Source organism: Allobosea sp. LjRoot237 (assembly GCF_964253285.1).
Taxonomy (GTDB): domain Bacteria; phylum Pseudomonadota; class Alphaproteobacteria; order Rhizobiales; family Beijerinckiaceae; genus Allobosea.
In genome coordinates this window covers 482,505-496,419 of sequence record NZ_CAXUQP020000001.1, presented here as the reverse complement: position 1 = coordinate 496,419, position 13,915 = coordinate 482,505, and the positions used below count along the sequence as shown (strand labels likewise).

16 protein-coding genes are annotated in these 13,915 nt (G+C 66.8%); 9 read left to right on the top strand and 7 right to left on the bottom strand.

Annotation, left to right across the window (positions count from 1 at the left end; translation table 11 throughout):
* Nucleotides 1-2 precede the first annotated feature (2 nt).
* Nucleotides 3-1,616, bottom strand: a complete 1,614-nt coding sequence (gene mdlC / locus ACSQ24_RS02305; protein ID WP_436093120.1) for a benzoylformate decarboxylase — start codon at nt 1,614-1,616, stop codon at nt 3-5.
* Nucleotides 1,617-1,695: 79 nt separating this feature from the next.
* On the opposite strand from mdlC, the gene ACSQ24_RS02300 reads away from it, so the two are divergent.
* Nucleotides 1,696-2,634, top strand: coding sequence for a LysR family transcriptional regulator (locus tag ACSQ24_RS02300; RefSeq protein ID WP_436093119.1), 939 nt, complete (start codon nt 1,696-1,698; stop codon nt 2,632-2,634).
* Nucleotides 2,635-2,664: 30 nt separating this feature from the next.
* Here ACSQ24_RS02300 and ACSQ24_RS02295 read toward each other — a convergent pair whose 3' ends face one another.
* From ACSQ24_RS02295 to ACSQ24_RS02285, 3 genes are all read right to left on the bottom strand, one after another.
* Nucleotides 2,665-3,156: a DUF411 domain-containing protein gene (locus tag ACSQ24_RS02295; protein WP_436093118.1), complete on the bottom strand. Its 492-nt coding sequence runs from the start codon at nt 3,154-3,156 to the stop codon at nt 2,665-2,667.
* An 8-nt stretch (nt 3,157-3,164) separates the two neighbouring features.
* Nucleotides 3,165-3,431, bottom strand: a complete 267-nt coding sequence (locus ACSQ24_RS02290; protein ID WP_436093117.1) for a heavy-metal-associated domain-containing protein — start codon at nt 3,429-3,431, stop codon at nt 3,165-3,167.
* A gap of 140 nt (nt 3,432-3,571) precedes the next feature.
* A complete protein-coding gene (locus ACSQ24_RS02285) occupies nt 3,572-4,090 on the bottom strand; it encodes a thioredoxin family protein (RefSeq protein WP_436093116.1) in 519 nt (172 codons plus the stop codon).
* A gap of 68 nt (nt 4,091-4,158) precedes the next feature.
* Between ACSQ24_RS02285 and ACSQ24_RS02280 the strand changes: the two genes are divergently transcribed.
* From ACSQ24_RS02280 to ACSQ24_RS02270, 3 genes are read left to right on the top strand one after another with little or no spacing between them, the layout of a single operon-like run.
* Complete coding sequence (locus ACSQ24_RS02280; protein ID WP_436093115.1) at nt 4,159-4,560, top strand: hypothetical protein; 402 nt, start codon at nt 4,159-4,161, stop codon at nt 4,558-4,560.
* Nucleotides 4,557-4,937, top strand: a complete 381-nt coding sequence (locus tag ACSQ24_RS02275) for an ArsR/SmtB family transcription factor (RefSeq protein WP_057191327.1) — start codon at nt 4,557-4,559, stop codon at nt 4,935-4,937. Before ACSQ24_RS02280 ends, ACSQ24_RS02275 begins: the two co-directional genes overlap by 4 nt.
* Before the next feature lie 28 nt (nt 4,938-4,965).
* A complete protein-coding gene (locus ACSQ24_RS02270; RefSeq protein ID WP_436093114.1) occupies nt 4,966-6,039 on the top strand; it encodes a YeeE/YedE family protein in 1,074 nt (357 codons plus the stop codon).
* Nucleotides 6,040-6,060: 21 nt separating this feature from the next.
* Here the strand turns inward: ACSQ24_RS02270 and ACSQ24_RS02265 are convergent, their stop codons facing one another.
* The 3 genes from ACSQ24_RS02265 to soxA all read right to left on the bottom strand — a co-directional run bounded on the left by ACSQ24_RS02265 (nt 6,061) and on the right by soxA (nt 8,617).
* Nucleotides 6,061-6,951 carry an MBL fold metallo-hydrolase gene (locus ACSQ24_RS02265; RefSeq protein WP_436093113.1) on the bottom strand — a complete coding sequence of 297 codons (891 nt, stop codon included), beginning with the start codon at nt 6,949-6,951 and terminating at the stop codon, nt 6,061-6,063.
* 212 nt (nt 6,952-7,163) lie between these two features.
* Entirely contained in the window at nt 7,164-7,772 is a 609-nt protein-coding gene (soxX, locus tag ACSQ24_RS02260; RefSeq protein ID WP_436093112.1) for a sulfur oxidation c-type cytochrome SoxX, read from the bottom strand.
* An 11-nt stretch (nt 7,773-7,783) separates the two neighbouring features.
* Complete coding sequence (soxA, locus tag ACSQ24_RS02255; protein ID WP_436093111.1) at nt 7,784-8,617, bottom strand: sulfur oxidation c-type cytochrome SoxA; 834 nt, start codon at nt 8,615-8,617, stop codon at nt 7,784-7,786.
* Nucleotides 8,618-8,787: 170 nt separating this feature from the next.
* Between soxA and soxY the strand changes: the two genes are divergently transcribed.
* From soxY to ACSQ24_RS02230, 5 genes are all read left to right on the top strand, one after another.
* Entirely contained in the window at nt 8,788-9,252 is a 465-nt protein-coding gene (soxY, locus tag ACSQ24_RS02250; protein ID WP_436093110.1) for a thiosulfate oxidation carrier protein SoxY, read from the top strand.
* A gap of 43 nt (nt 9,253-9,295) precedes the next feature.
* Nucleotides 9,296-9,625, top strand: a complete 330-nt coding sequence (gene soxZ / locus ACSQ24_RS02245) for a thiosulfate oxidation carrier complex protein SoxZ (RefSeq protein WP_436093109.1) — start codon at nt 9,296-9,298, stop codon at nt 9,623-9,625.
* A 153-nt stretch (nt 9,626-9,778) separates the two neighbouring features.
* A complete protein-coding gene (soxB, locus tag ACSQ24_RS02240) occupies nt 9,779-11,476 on the top strand; it encodes a thiosulfohydrolase SoxB (protein WP_436093108.1) in 1,698 nt (565 codons plus the stop codon).
* A gap of 259 nt (nt 11,477-11,735) precedes the next feature.
* Nucleotides 11,736-13,010 carry a sulfite dehydrogenase gene (soxC, locus tag ACSQ24_RS02235; RefSeq protein WP_436093107.1) on the top strand — a complete coding sequence of 425 codons (1,275 nt, stop codon included), beginning with the start codon at nt 11,736-11,738 and terminating at the stop codon, nt 13,008-13,010.
* Complete coding sequence (locus ACSQ24_RS02230) at nt 12,994-13,734, top strand: c-type cytochrome (protein WP_436093106.1); 741 nt, start codon at nt 12,994-12,996, stop codon at nt 13,732-13,734. The genes soxC and ACSQ24_RS02230 overlap by 17 nt, the downstream gene beginning before the upstream one ends.
* Nucleotides 13,735-13,915 lie beyond the last annotated feature (181 nt).

The window sequence follows — 13,915 nt, the reverse complement described above, 5'->3', positions numbered from 1 at the left end:
GATCAGGCAATCACGATGTCGATCAGGTTCGGACCCGAAGCTCCGAAGGCGGCGCGCAGGCGCGGAGCGAGATCCTCGGGTCGCTCGACCCGCTCGCCCGGCACGCCCTGGCCACCCGCCAGCTGCGCGAAGTCGATGCCAGGCAGCTCGGTTCCGGCCGGCTTGTCGTTCGGCGCGTAGCCGAAGACCGGCGCGAACTCCTGCAGCGCTGCGTAGCGGCGATTGTTGAGGATCAGGACGGTGATCGGCAGGTCGAGCTGCGCGGCGCTATAGAGCGCCTGGATCGAGTAGAGGCTCGAGCCGTCGCCGATCAGCGCGATCGTCCGCCCCCGCTGCTTCATGCGCTGGCGCGCCAGCGCGATGCCGACTGCCGCCGGCATGCTGTGCCCGAGCCCACCGCTCGCCATGGTGTAGAAGCTGTCGGCGCCGCTCATCGGCAGATAGGTCTGGATGGTCGCGCGGGTGCTCGGCGCCTCCTCGACCACGACATCGTCGGGATGGCGTTCCCGGTCGATGATCTGCAAAGCATAAGCAGCCGACATCGACACGCCGGGTGAAGGTGTCTGCGGAGCGGGGCGGGACAGCGATGCCTCGCGCCCATGGCTGGGAGCGCTCGCGGCGAGCAGCGCCCGTGCTGCGAGATCGAGGCTGGCGACAACGCTGTCGCCGACCGGCGCCCAGGCCGCCTGCTGCGGGTCGTCGACGATCTGCGCGAGCCCGGCACCCTCCGGGATATGCGGCCCATTGCCCTCGACATGGTAGGTGAAGGCGGGTGCGCCCAGCACCAGGATGAAGTCGTGCGGGGCGAGGCGCTCGACGACCCGCTCGCGCATCGCCGGCAGGAAGCCGCAGAACTGGGCGTGGCGCTCCGGGAAGCCGCAGCGCGCGCTCATCGGCGCGACATAGATCGAGGCCTGGTGGCGCTCGGCCAGCGCGACGAGATCGTCGACGGCCCGGTCGCGTGCGACGCCGGCGCCCACGACGAAGGCCGGCCGCCTGCTGGCGTTCAGGCGCTCGGCGACCGCAGCGAGCGCGTCCGGCGCTGGCGCCAGCGCCTGACTGACCCGGCGCGGCACGACGAACTCGCTCGGCTGGTCCCAGTCATCGGCCGGGATCGAGATGAAGACCGGGCCGCGCGGCGGCTGCATCGCGATGTGATAGGCCCGCGCCAGAGCGAGCGGCAGGTCGGCACCGCGTGCCGGCTCGATCGCCCATTTGACATAGGGCTTGGGCAGCTCGGTCGCTTGCACCGAGGCGAGGAACGGGTCGAAGGGCAGGATCGAGCGTGCCTGCTGGCCGGCGGTGATCAGCAGCGGCGTCTGGTTCTTGAACGCCGTGAAGATATTGCCCATCGCATGGCCGACGCCGGCGGCGGAGTGCAGGTTGACCAGCGCTGCATTGCGCGTCGCCTGGGCATATCCGTCGGCCATGCCGACCACGACCGCTTCCTGCAGGCCGAGTACATAGCGGAAGTCCTCGGGATACTCCCGGAACATCGGCAGCTCGGTCGAGCCCGGATTGCCGAAGACCGTGTCGATCCGAAACTGGCGCAGCAGGTCCAGCACAGCTTCCCGGACGGTCGGGCGGGCGGTCGATGATGTGGTGTCGGCTGGCATGCGCGTCCCTCGGATCGAGGGCACTGTGGCGACACGCCGGCCATTGCTCAATTAGATGAAGCGACTAAGTATTATTCGCATGGCGAATATCGATTCAATCGACCTCAACCTGCTGAGGCTGTTCGACGCGGTCTATCGCACCCGCAATGTCAGCCGTGCGGCCGAGGAACTTGGCCTGTCGCAGCCGGCGACGAGCCAGGCCCTGACACGCCTGCGCCTGCTGCTGCGCGATCCGCTGTTCGAGCGCGTCGCCGGCGGCGTGCGCCCGACCGCCCGCTCCGAGCGCCTGGCGCATTCGGTCCAGGCCGGCCTGGCGCTGCTCGAAGCAGGCCTGAAGGAGGATGAAAGCTTCAATCCGGCGACGACGGACGCCGAGCTGCGCCTGCATCTCAGCGATATCGGCGAGGGGCGCTTCCTGCCGCCGCTGATGACCACCTTCCGCGAGATCGCGCCGAGCCTGCGCATCACCTCGCGTGCCTGGCCACCGGAGGCGATTTCGGAAGCTCTCGATAATGGTCAGCTTCACTTCGCGCTGGGGTTTCTCCCGACCGTCAGCGGCTCCGCCCAGGCCGAGATGCTGACCGATCGCTACCAGATATTCGTCCGCGCCGGGCACCCGGTCACACGCCATGCCGTCGACGGCGCCCTGAGCGCCGACGCCATCGCGCGGCTGGACTTCGTCTCCGTGCGCTCGCACGCCCAGACGCAGCGGATTCTGGAGATGCTGCATCTCGACCCGCGCATCCGCCTAGTCGTCTCAAGCTTCACGGCGCTGCCGCCGATCATCCGGGCCACCGATCTCGCCGTGCTGATGCCACGCCAGATCGGCCTCGGCCTCGAACCGGTCAGCGCCTTCGCGCTGCTCGAGCCGGCCTTGCCCCAGCGCGATTTCAGCGTGGCCCTGCATTGGAGCCGGCGTCACGCGCAGAGCGCCATGCTGCGCTGGGCGCGCGGGGTCATATTGGACCTGTTCCGGGACACCCAGCGATCGGAGCCCACAGGCTCGGCCGACGGCTAAGGTCGCCGGCCGAGCCACCGAGATCGGCCGTCAGATCTGCTGCAGCCCGCGATAGCGCGCGAAGACGTTCTGCCGCCCGGCGGAGAAAACCATGACGTCGTAGGCATCGGGCGCCTGCCCGGGCACTTCCATGCCGGGCGAGCCGACGGGCATGCCGGCTACGGCGAGACCGGTCGCCTTCGACCGCTCGGCAAGCAGGCGCTTGATCGCCTCGGCGGGCACATGGCCCTCCACCACATAGCCGCCGATCTCGGCGGTATGGCAGGAGGAGAGCGCATCGGGCACGCCGAGCTTCAGCTTGAGCGGGGCGACATCCGCGACCTCGATCACCTCGACCGGAAAGCCGGCAGCCTTCACATGCGTGACCCAGTTTCCGCAGCAGCCGCAGTTGGGATCGCGCGTGACGATCATCTTCGGCAGTCTCTCCACCGCACTCGACGGGCGCCTCAAGCCGAACGCAGCGGCCAGTTGCACTGCGCCGATCAGCAGCCCGCGGCGGGATGGGGACAATTCGTTCGTCATGCTCTGCCTCAACCGATTGGTTCCGCACTGGGCGTGTATCCCGCCGCGACCACAGCCGACTTGATCGCAGCGAAGTCGGCGCTCCCCTGCACGTTGACCAGCTTAGAGGCCGGGTCCGCCGTCACTAAGGCGCCCGGAATCCTGCCCTCGATCGCCTGCTTGATCGTGCCGGCGCAATGGCCGCAGGTCATGTCCTCGACGCGGAAGCTGATCGCCCCGTTCGGGGCCAGTGTTGCGACCGAGGTCGCGGTCGAATGCTGCTGGCAGGAGCACATGTCTGCGATGTCCTTCGTTTGACGATAGCGCCAGCCTGCACCTTCCCACCATGGCAAGGTCAAGCGGCTTTTCGATCGTGCTGACCGAAGCCGCCGCCGGCGTCTGCGCCGTCAAGGCAAGCCAGATAAGGCGATCGAGATCACACGCCGTTCTTGACGGCGCGGAACTGGGCGATGAAGGCCTGCGGATCAGGGAGAGAAGCCATTCGGGCAACCTCCCGCTCCTTAGGCGCCTTGGCTGCAAGTCCGCTCACGCTGGTGGGGAAAAACTGGATCGCCGGCGTCCCCTCGATGCCGTAGCGCGCCGCGAACGCCTTCTCGGTCAGCTTGCTCCCGTCGAAATCGGTGACCTCGCGCGCGCCGAGGATATTGAGATGCAGCACCGCGAAATTGTCGCGGATATAGGCTTCGATCGCGGGATCGGCGAGATGGACCTCATGCATGCGCCGGCATGCCGGGCAATTGCGCAGGCCCCAGAGGATCGCGAAGCGCTTGCCGCCCTGACTGGCATTGCCAAGGTCCTCGGCGAGATCGAGGAAGCTCTCAAGGTACCAGTCCTCCTGGTAGAGCCCGTCCTCGCCGAGCCGCGCCTTGGCCAAAGCCGGCGCGAGCCCCGCCGCGACCATCGTGCTCGCCAGCAAGCTGCGTCGTGTGATCATGGCGTCGCCTCCGCACAGAGCCTCGGCGGGCTCTGGTATAAACATATGAATACGACTATGTTCCGCGGATGATTGCAAGCGGGCGATATCGCGCGGGCCTGGCGGCGTTCACGTTGTCGATATGCCTGTCGCTGCCAGCGGCGGCCGCCGAGCTCGTCATGTACACCCGCAATGGCTGCGCGTTCTGCGTCCGCTTCGAGCGCGAGGTCGCGCCGGTCTACGCCAAGACCCCGGAAGGCAAGGCCGCGCCGCTGCGGCGGATCGAGCTTCCGGCCGGCGGTGTCCGCGGCGGCGAATTGCGCGAACCCGTCATCGCCACGCCGACTTTCGTGCTGGTAGACGCTGGCCGCGAGGTCGGCCGCATCACCGGCTATCTCAATGACGACATGTTCTGGGGTTTGCTCGGACGGCTCGTTGCTGTCATTGACACTCCAGACCCGGTTCAACGATCAGTTGCGGAGAAACAATGACCGCGATCGTCTCAAAAGCGCTCGAAACCGAACTGCGCGACGGCGCCGAGTTCTCGCCCGAGCTCGACCAGCTGATGCGCAAGGCCCGCAAGGCCAGCGATTTCCTGAAAGCCCTCTCGCATGAGAACCGGCTGCTGCTGCTCTGCCTGCTCGCCGAGCGGGAACGCACGGTGACCGAACTCGAGAACCTGCTCTCGCTGCGCCAGCCCATGGTCTCGCAGCAGTTGGCGCGCCTGCGCCTCGACCAGCTCGTCACCACCCGCCGCGACGGCAAGGCGATCTATTACAGCCTCGCCAGCGACGATGTCCGGCGCGTCATCGCCGTGATCTACGATATCTTCTGCGGCCCGCCCGGGACCGAAGCCGGGAAGTCGTGAGCCACGGCCGCTTCGATCGGCGCTCGCCGTGATCGAGTTTTCGGCCTGGGGCGCAGCACTGGCGGGCGTAGGCGTTGGCACGGCCTGCGGCTTCACCGTCCGCCGCGCGCGGCTCTGCTCCTTCGGTGCGGTCGAGGATGCCTGGATGGGCGGCGACACCCGCCGGCTGCGGATTTTCGGCCTCGCTCTCGCCATCGCGCTGATCGGCACACAGACGCTGATCGGTCTCCGCCTGCTCGACCCCGCCAATTCGACCTATGTCCAGTCGGCCCTGCCTTGGCTGTCGATCGTGGTCGGCAGCACACTGTTCGGCCTCGGCATGGCGCTGGTCGGCACCTGCGGCTTCGGCTCGCTCGTCCGGCTCGGTTCCGGCGACCTGCGCAGCCTGATCGTGATGATGGTCTTCGGCGCCGTCGCCTATGCGACGCTGCGCGGCATGTTCGCCCCGGTCCGGATCGAGGTGCTGGAAAAGGTCTACTGGCCGCTTCCCGGCGGTCTCAAGGGCGACTTCGCCGGCATCCTGACCTATCTCGGCGCGCCGGCTGCGCGCGCTTTGATCACCGCCATCGGCGCCCTCGTCCTGATCGCCATCGTCGCCGTCGATCCACGCTTGCGGCGCTCGCCACGCCTGTTGCTGGCGGGCGCGACGCTCGGCCTTGCCGTCGTCGCCGGATGGTGGGTGACCGGCGTTGCCGTCGACGCCTTCGAGACCGTGCCGCGGGCGCAGAGCCTGACCTTCGTCTCGCCTGTCGGCCGGGCACTCTATGGCGTACTGAGCGCACCCTCCGCTTTGCTCGAATTCGGCATCGGCACGCTCGCCGGCGTGACGCTCGGCTCGTTCCTGTCGGCGCTCTACGACCGCGAATTCCGCTGGGAGGCCTTCGACGATGACCGCGAGATGCGCCGGCATCTGCTCGGCGCCGTGCTGATGGGCGGTGGCGGCGTGCTCGCCGGTGGCTGCACGATCGGACAGGGCATCTCGGCCGGCTCGATGCTGGCCCTGTCCTGGCCGCTGGCGATCGCCGGCATGATGCTCGGCGCCCGGATCGGTATCGCCTTCCTGATGGAAGGCTCGCTCAGGGGGCTCTGGCAGCGCGGCTGACGGGCTTGTGCCTGTCGAGGGTCAGGACGCTGCGACGAAGCGATAGGCCGCGCCCTGCCGCTCGACGCGTCCGACCGCACCGGGCAGATGGTAGCCGATCACCTGGCTCTTCTCCTGGCTGAGTCGGTCGAGCAGCTTGCGCCGCGTCGCGACGGCGAGATCGGCGTCATGGTCGGACGCCGGCTGCCACTCCGGCCGCGCGAACGAGATCAGCGGATGCGTCAGCGCATCGCCCAGCACCATCACCGGGCCATCGGCCGCCTTGAACGCGAACGAGACATGGCCCGGCGTATGCCCCGGCGTCGCCACGGCCTCGATCCCCGGCAGCCATTCGTGGCCGGGTTCGACCCGCTCCAGCTTGTCGCCCAGCTCCTTGGCGATCCGCTGCGCCCCGGCCGCGAAAGCATGCCGGTCCTCGGGCAGGCGCTCATAGACCTTCGGGTCGCTCCAGAACCCGATCTCGGGCGCGGCCACCAGCCAGCGGGCGTTGGGAAAGAGCGGGCTGTCGAAATCGTCGAGCGCACCCCAGAAATGGTCGGGGTGGAGATGGGTGAACAGCACATGCGTCACCGCATCGGGCTCGATCCCCGCCGTCTTCAGGCTTTCAGCCAGCTTGCCCGAGCCGGCCAGGAAGTTCGCGCCCGAGCCGCAATCGAACAGGACAACGTCCTTGCCGCGCTTCAGGCAGGTGACGTTGAGCACCGAGCGCGCCGGTCCCGTCTGCTTCGCCTCGGCGGCGAGCTCCGCCGGCGCAACGTCGCGCGCCAGCATCGACAACGGCAATTCGAAGCTGCCGTCGCTGAGGATGGTCAACGTCTCCTCGCCGCTGCCGAGCGTCGCGACGACCTGCGCCAGAGCCGGAGAGGCCAGAGCACAGGCGCCGGCAGTGACGAACAGGCGACGCGTCAGCATGAGCTACTCCGATGATCGAGGTCAGACAACAGTGCCTGGGCACTTCTTGCGCTTCTTGCTCAAAGCGCGCCGTCATTCCGGCCGCAGCGAAGCGGAGCGCCGGAATCCATCGTAGAACTCAGCGCCCTTCGATGGATTCCGGAGCTGCGCGGCTTCGCCGCTTGTCCGGAATGACGCTTTATTTGAAGGAGGCGCCAAGACAGGCAGACGCCCTACTTGTTCACCGGCGATTCCGGATCGAACAGATAGGCCATCACGTCCTTGATCTGCTGCTCGTCGAGCACCTTGTTGACGCCGAAGCGCGGCATGTTCGAGCAGGGCACCACCGCCATCGAATTGTAGATCTTGGTGTAGGCGTCCTTGATCGTCTCGGGGTCGTATTTTCGGTCCTTGCCATAGGCAGCGAGGCTCGGCCCGAGCGTGCCGTAGCTGACCTCCTTCGGATCGAGCTGGTGGCAGGCGAAGCAGTTGCCTCCGGCGACCGTGCCGGCCGGGTCGGAGAACTGGCCGCCGCGGCCGTTATTGGCGACCTGATAGCCCTTCTTCCAGTCGCCGAGGAACCTGCCGTCAGCGGGATAGACAACACGCGCGCTCTCGCGCTTCAGCATCTCGTCGGACTGCGCCGAAGACGGGTTGTTCCGCGTCACATTGCAGACCGAAAGCGAGTCGTCCGGCTTGATCCTGGCCTGCCATTCGGCCGAGGCCTTGCCGAAGGTCGACTTCAGGTAGGCGTCGATCACGGCCTGGGCCGGGCGCTCCTGGGCGCTGACCGAACCCGCGACGATCAGCAGGGCGGCCAGGGGAATGAATGTCCTGATCATCACGTTTCCCCTCAGCGCTTGATCGACGGAACTTTGATCTCGCCGCCTTCGGCCTGCTTCTGCAGGAAGACGGTGAGCGCGGTCAGGGCGTCCGAGCCGTATTCCGGCACCGGCCAGCGCTGCTGGCGATAGCAGTCCCAGAGCCGGTGCTGCATCGTCCGGAGCGCGCTCTGCGAGACACGGTAGGTCGGCCAGGAGCCCATCGTCTCCTGCGCGGTCTTGCCCTTGACCGAGAGGTTGGGCAGGCCCTGCAGGCGGATGCGCTTGCCTTCCTCGGCATGGCAGGTGGCGCAGGAGAAATCGTTGACGCCGCCGCGCGTGTAGAACAGCGCCTCGCCGACCGCCGCCATCTCCTTCTCCTTGGGATGGGAGAGCTGCGGCTGGATCGCCATCTCGCTCGACTTGTTGGCGATGAAGGCGACGAGATCCTCCATGTCCGAGGCCCGGGCCGGGCCCGAGAACCGCCGCAGCACGACCTCCTTGGTGTCGAGCCCCTGCAGCTTGTCCATGCACCAGAGCAGGCGCTGCTCGGTGTCCATCACCTTGTCGGCGTCGGCGAAATAGCGCGGCAGCTTGGCGAAGGCGCCCTCTAGCTTGCCCGGCCCCTCGCCGAGGTCGCAGCCCTCCAGCGAGACGTTCTTGGTTCCGCGCTTCTCCGCCCACAGCGCCTCGCCGCGATCAACCGCGAGGAAGCCCGGATTCGAGAACGGATCGGAGAGCATCTGGCGATAGCGCTCGATCTCCTTCTCGCTGTCGTCCTGGGGCGGCGATTGCGCGGTCAACGGCCCGGCCGCCAGTGTCACGACGGCCGCCAGTAGCGCCGCCCCCATGATGGGAAGCTTCATCCCTCGCCCTTTCGTTTCCTCCGGGGCCGCTTATGTTGCGGCCTCGTCGCCGGCCCGCTTGGGGGGCTTTACATTCACAAAAAACAATATCACGATACGTGCAAATGATTGGCGTCCCGCTGTCGCGCCGTCAAGAGTTAAAACAAGACGAATTCCAGGGAGGAGCCCGCATGCAGACTCAACCGTCGACGCTGTCGCGCCGTGATGCGGTGAAGGCCGCCGCCTGGGCTCTCGCCGCCGCCGCGGTCGCGCCGAAGCTCGCCTTCGCCGACGAGAAGACCGTCGCTGCCGAGATCAAGAAGCTCTACGGCGACAAGCCGATGGCCTCCGGCAAGATCAAGCTCGACGTGCCCGAGATCGCCGAGAACGGCCTCGTCGTTCCGATCAATATCGAGATCGAGAGCCCGATGACGGACGCCGACTACGTCAAGGCCGTGCACGTCTTCGCCGAGGGCAATCCCCAGCCCGGCGTCGTCAGCTACCAGTTCACCCCGGCCTGCGGAAAGGCCTCGGCCGCGACGCGCATGCGCCTCGCGCAGACGCAGGACATCATCTGCGTCGCCGAGATGTCGAACGGCGCGCTGCACACGGCCAAGGCCAACATCAAGGTCACGATCGGCGGCTGCGGCGGCTGACGCCGCTCATCGTCATCGACCAGAACAAGGCGAGGAAACCCCCATGACCACCAAGCCCACGCCCCGCGTGCGTGTTCCGGCCAAGGCCACTGCCGGCGAGATGATCGAGATCAAGACGCTGATCTCGCACGAGATGGAATCCGGCCAGCGCAAGGACGCCAAGGGCGAGACCATTCCGCGCAAGATCATCAACAAGTTCTCGGCGAGCTTCAACGGCAAGCCGGTCTTCTCGGCCGACTGGTTCTCGGCGATTTCGGCCAACCCCTATCAGTCCTTCTTCTTCAAGGCGACGGAATCGGGCGAGTTCATCTTCACCTGGAAGGACGACGACGGCTCCGAATATGTCTCGAAGAACAAGCTGACGGTCGGCTGAGTCCTCCCGTCATTGCGAGCATAGCGAAGCAATCCAGTCTCGTAGAGCTCTGCTGCTCCTGGATTGCTTCGTCGCTACGCTCCTCGCAATGACGACTAGAGCTCTGCTGAAGAACCCCTGGATCGCGATGTGCGCGCATCCAAAGGATGAGTCATGATCTCAAGACGCGAATTCCTGCAGGCGACGGCGGTCGCCGCGGCCTTGACTGCTGGCTCCGGCCTCGGCCCGCTCGGGCGCGCCGCCGCCCAGCAGAAACTGTCGCAGGCCGACATCCTGCGCTTCGAGCCGCAGGGCCAGGTCACCATCCTGCATGTGGCGGATATCCACGCCCAGCTGATGCCGCTGCAGTTCCGCGAACCGGCGGTCAATCTCGGCGTCGGCGAGGTCAAGGGCCTGCCGCCGCACCTGACCGACGCCGCCTTCCGCGAGCATTTCAAGATCGCCGCCGGCTCGGCCGACGCCTTCGCGCTGACCTCGGACGACTTCGTCTCGCTCGCCCGCAATTACGGCCGGATGGGCGGGCTCGACCGGATCGCGACGCTGGTCAAGGCGATCAGGGCCGAGCGCGGCAACGACAAGGTGCTGCTGCTCGACGGCGGCGACACCTGGCAGGGCAGCTGGAGCGCGCTCCAGACCAAGGGCCAGGACATGGTCGACGTCATGTCGGCCCTGAAGCTCGACGCGATGACCTCGCATTGGGAGTTCACGCTGGGCGCCGAGCGCGTCAAGGAGATCGTCGAGAAGGCGCCCTTCGCCTTCCTCGCCCAGAACATCCGCGACAAGGAATGGAACGAGCCGGTCTTTCCGCCGCGCAAGGTCTTCGAGAAGGGCGGCGTCAAGGTCGCGGTGATCGGCCAGGCCCTGCCGCGCACGGCGGTCGCCAACCCGCGCTGGATGTTCCCGGACTGGGAGTTCGGCATCCGCGAGGACGAGTTGCAGAAGCAGGTCGAGGAAGCGCGTGCCGAAGGCGCGGCCATCGTCGTGCTGCTCTCGCATGACGGCTTCGACGTCGACCGCAAGCTGGCGAGCCGGGTCAAGGGCATCGACGTCATCCTGACCGCGCATACCCATGACGCCATGCCCGGCCTGATCCGCGTCGGCGAGACCGCGCTGGTCGCCTCCGGCTCGCATGGCAAGTTCGTCTCGCGTCTCGATATCGCGGTGAAGGACGGCAAGGTCGCCGATATCCGCTTCAAGCTGATGCCGGTTTTCGCCGATGCGATCGCGCCCGATCCGGAGATGGCAGCGCTGGTAACCAAGCTGCGCGCGCCCTTCGCCGCCGACCTCGCCAAGGAGATCGGCCGCACCGACTCGCTGCTCTACCGGCGCGGCAACTTCAACGGCAGCTTCGATGACCTGATCTGCGACGCGATGCTCTCGCAGCGCGACGCCGAGATCGCGCTCTCGCCGGGCTTCCGCTGGGGCGGTTCGCTGCTGCCGGGCGAAGCGATCACCTGGGAGGCGATCACCAACGCAACCGCGATCACCTATCCCAACTGCTACCGGATGGAGATGACCGGCGCGCAGCTCAAGGAGATCCTCGAGGACGTCGCCGACAACATCTTCCACCCCGACCCCTATTTCCAGGGCGGTGGCGACATGGTCCGCATTGGCGGCATGGGCTACGCCATCGATGTCGGCAAGCCGATGGGCAGCCGTATCTCCGGCCTCACTCATCTGAAGTCGGGCCAGCCGATCGACGCTTCCCGCAAATACGTCGTCGCCGGCTGGGCCAGCGTCAACGAGGGCACGCAAGGGCCGCCGATCTGGGATGTGGTGCGCGACCACGTCGCCACAGCCAAGACCATCACCATCAAGCCGAACGACGCGGTGAAGGTGAGCGGGGCATGAGAACAGGACGATCGCTTGCCGGATGCGCGCATCCCCTCCCCCCGCTTGCGGTGGGGAGGGCTAGGGTGGGAGGCCGCAAAGCAGGGCTCGAGCTTTCTTCCCGTCCGGCGCCAAGCGGCACTGCCCCCCACCCAACCCTCCCCACCGCAAGCGGGGGGAGGGCTCGCGCCCCCGGCAGCCGCGAGAAAATCCTGCAAGCGATAGCCCTAGGCATGAGCATCTGCACCGCCGCGGCTACCGCCAAACAAGGAGACGAGCAATGAGCTCTCCCGCAAAACCCGATGCGCTGAGCCGCCGCCGCTTCCTCGGCGGGGCGGCGATCGCCGGAGCCGGCCTTGCCGGCGCAGGTTCCGCCCGCGCCGAAACGGGCAAGCCCGATCCGCTGATCACCGATGTCCAGGACTGGAGCCGCTATCTCGGCGAGGGCGTCGACAAGCGGCCTTATGGCACGCCGTCGCGCTTCGAGAAGCATGTGATGCGCCGCGACGTCTCCTGGTTGACGGCGTCCCCGGAATCCTCGGTCAATTTCACGCCGCTGCATGAACTCGACGGCATCATCACGCCATCCGGCCTCTGCTTCGAGCGCCACCATGGCGGCATCGCCGACATCGAGCCCGCCAATCACCGGCTGATGATCCATGGTCTCGTCGACAAGCCGCTGGTCTTCACCATGGAAGACCTCAAGCGGATGCCACGGCAGAACCGCATCCACTTCCTCGAATGCGCGGCGAATTCCGGCATGGAATGGCGTGGCGCGCAGCTCAATGGCTGCCAGTTCACCCACGGCATGGTCCACAACGTCATGTACACCGGCGTGCCGCTGAAGCTGCTGCTGGCCGAGGCGGGGGTGAAGACCACAGCCAAATGGCTGCTGCTGGAAGGCGCCGATTCCTCCGGCATGAACCGCTCGCTGCCGCTCGAAAAGGCGCTCGACGACGTGCTGATCGCCTTCGCCATGAACGGCGAGGCGCTGCGGCCCGAGCAGGGCTATCCGCTGCGCGCCGTCATTCCCGGCTGGGAAGGCAATCTCTGGGTCAAATGGCTCCGGCGTATCGAGGTCGGCGACCAGCCCTGGCAGGCGCGCGAGGAGACCTCGAAATACACCGACCTCCTGGCCGATGGCCGCTCGCGGCGCTTCACCTTCTTCATGGACGCCAAGTCGGTGGTGACCAACCCCTCGCCGCAGGCGCCATTAAAGCAGAAGGGCCGCAACGTCCTGTCCGGGCTCGCCTGGTCCGGGCGAGGCACGATCAAGCGCGTCGATGTCACCCTCGACGGTGGCAAGAACTGGCAGCACGCCAGAATCGACGGGCCGGTGCTCGATAAGTCGCTGACCCGCTTCTATGTCGACTTCGACTGGGCCGGGCAGGACCTCCTGATCCAGTCGCGCGCCATCGATTCGACCGGCTACGTCCAGCCGACCAAGGACGAGTTGCGCAAGGTCCGCGGCTCGAACTCGATCTATCACAACAACGGCATCCAGACCTGGCATGTGAAGGCGAATGGGGAGACCGAGAATGTCGAAATCGGTTAGTCCCCTGCTGTTCGCCGGCCTCGCAGCGGCGATCGTGCTCGCCGCCGCGCCGCTGATCGCGCAGACCAAATCGGCGCCGGCCAGGCAGGCCCAGACGCATCCGCCCGCAAAAGCCGCTCCGGTCCCCGCCCCCGCCGCGAAGCTCGGCCTCGGCCGCGAGGCCCTGCCGGAGGAGATCAAGGCCTGGGACATCGGAGTGCGCCCCGACGGCAAGGGTCTTCCGCCCGGCAAGGGCACCGTCAAGCAAGGCGACGAAATCTTCCAGGCGCAATGCGCCAGCTGCCATGGCGAGTTCGGCCAGGGCAATGGCCGCTGGCCGGTGCTGGCCGGCGGTATGGGCTCGCTCAAATCAGACCGGCCGGAGAAGACGATCGGCTCGTTCTGGCCCGACCTTTCGACGGTGTTCGACTATGTCCGCCGGGCCATGCCCTATGGCAACGCCCAGTCGCTGTCGCCGGACGAGCTCTACGCCGTCACCGCCTATTTGCTCTATCTCAACGACATCGTGAAGGACGAGGACTTCGAACTGTCCGACAAGAACTTTACCAATGTGAAGCTGCCGAACGCGGCCGCCTTCTACGACGACGACCGCGAGACCACGGAGAAGGCGTTCTGGGGCAAGGAGCCGTGCATGAGCAATTGCAAGCCGGAGGTGAAGATCACCGGACGGGCGGCGGTCCTCGACGTGACGCCGGATTCGAAGACCGCACCAAAGGTCGACTGATGCGGCAGGCTGGCTCAGAGCGACAGCTTGAAGCCGATCCGCGACGGCTCTGCCAGGCTCAAGCCCTCCCCCCGCTTGCGGTGGGGAGGGTTGGGTGGGGGGCAGTGCCGCTCGGGGCGACATCGAAGAAGCCTAGAGCTCTGCTTTCCCGCCCCCCATCCCTAGCCCTTCCCCACCGCAA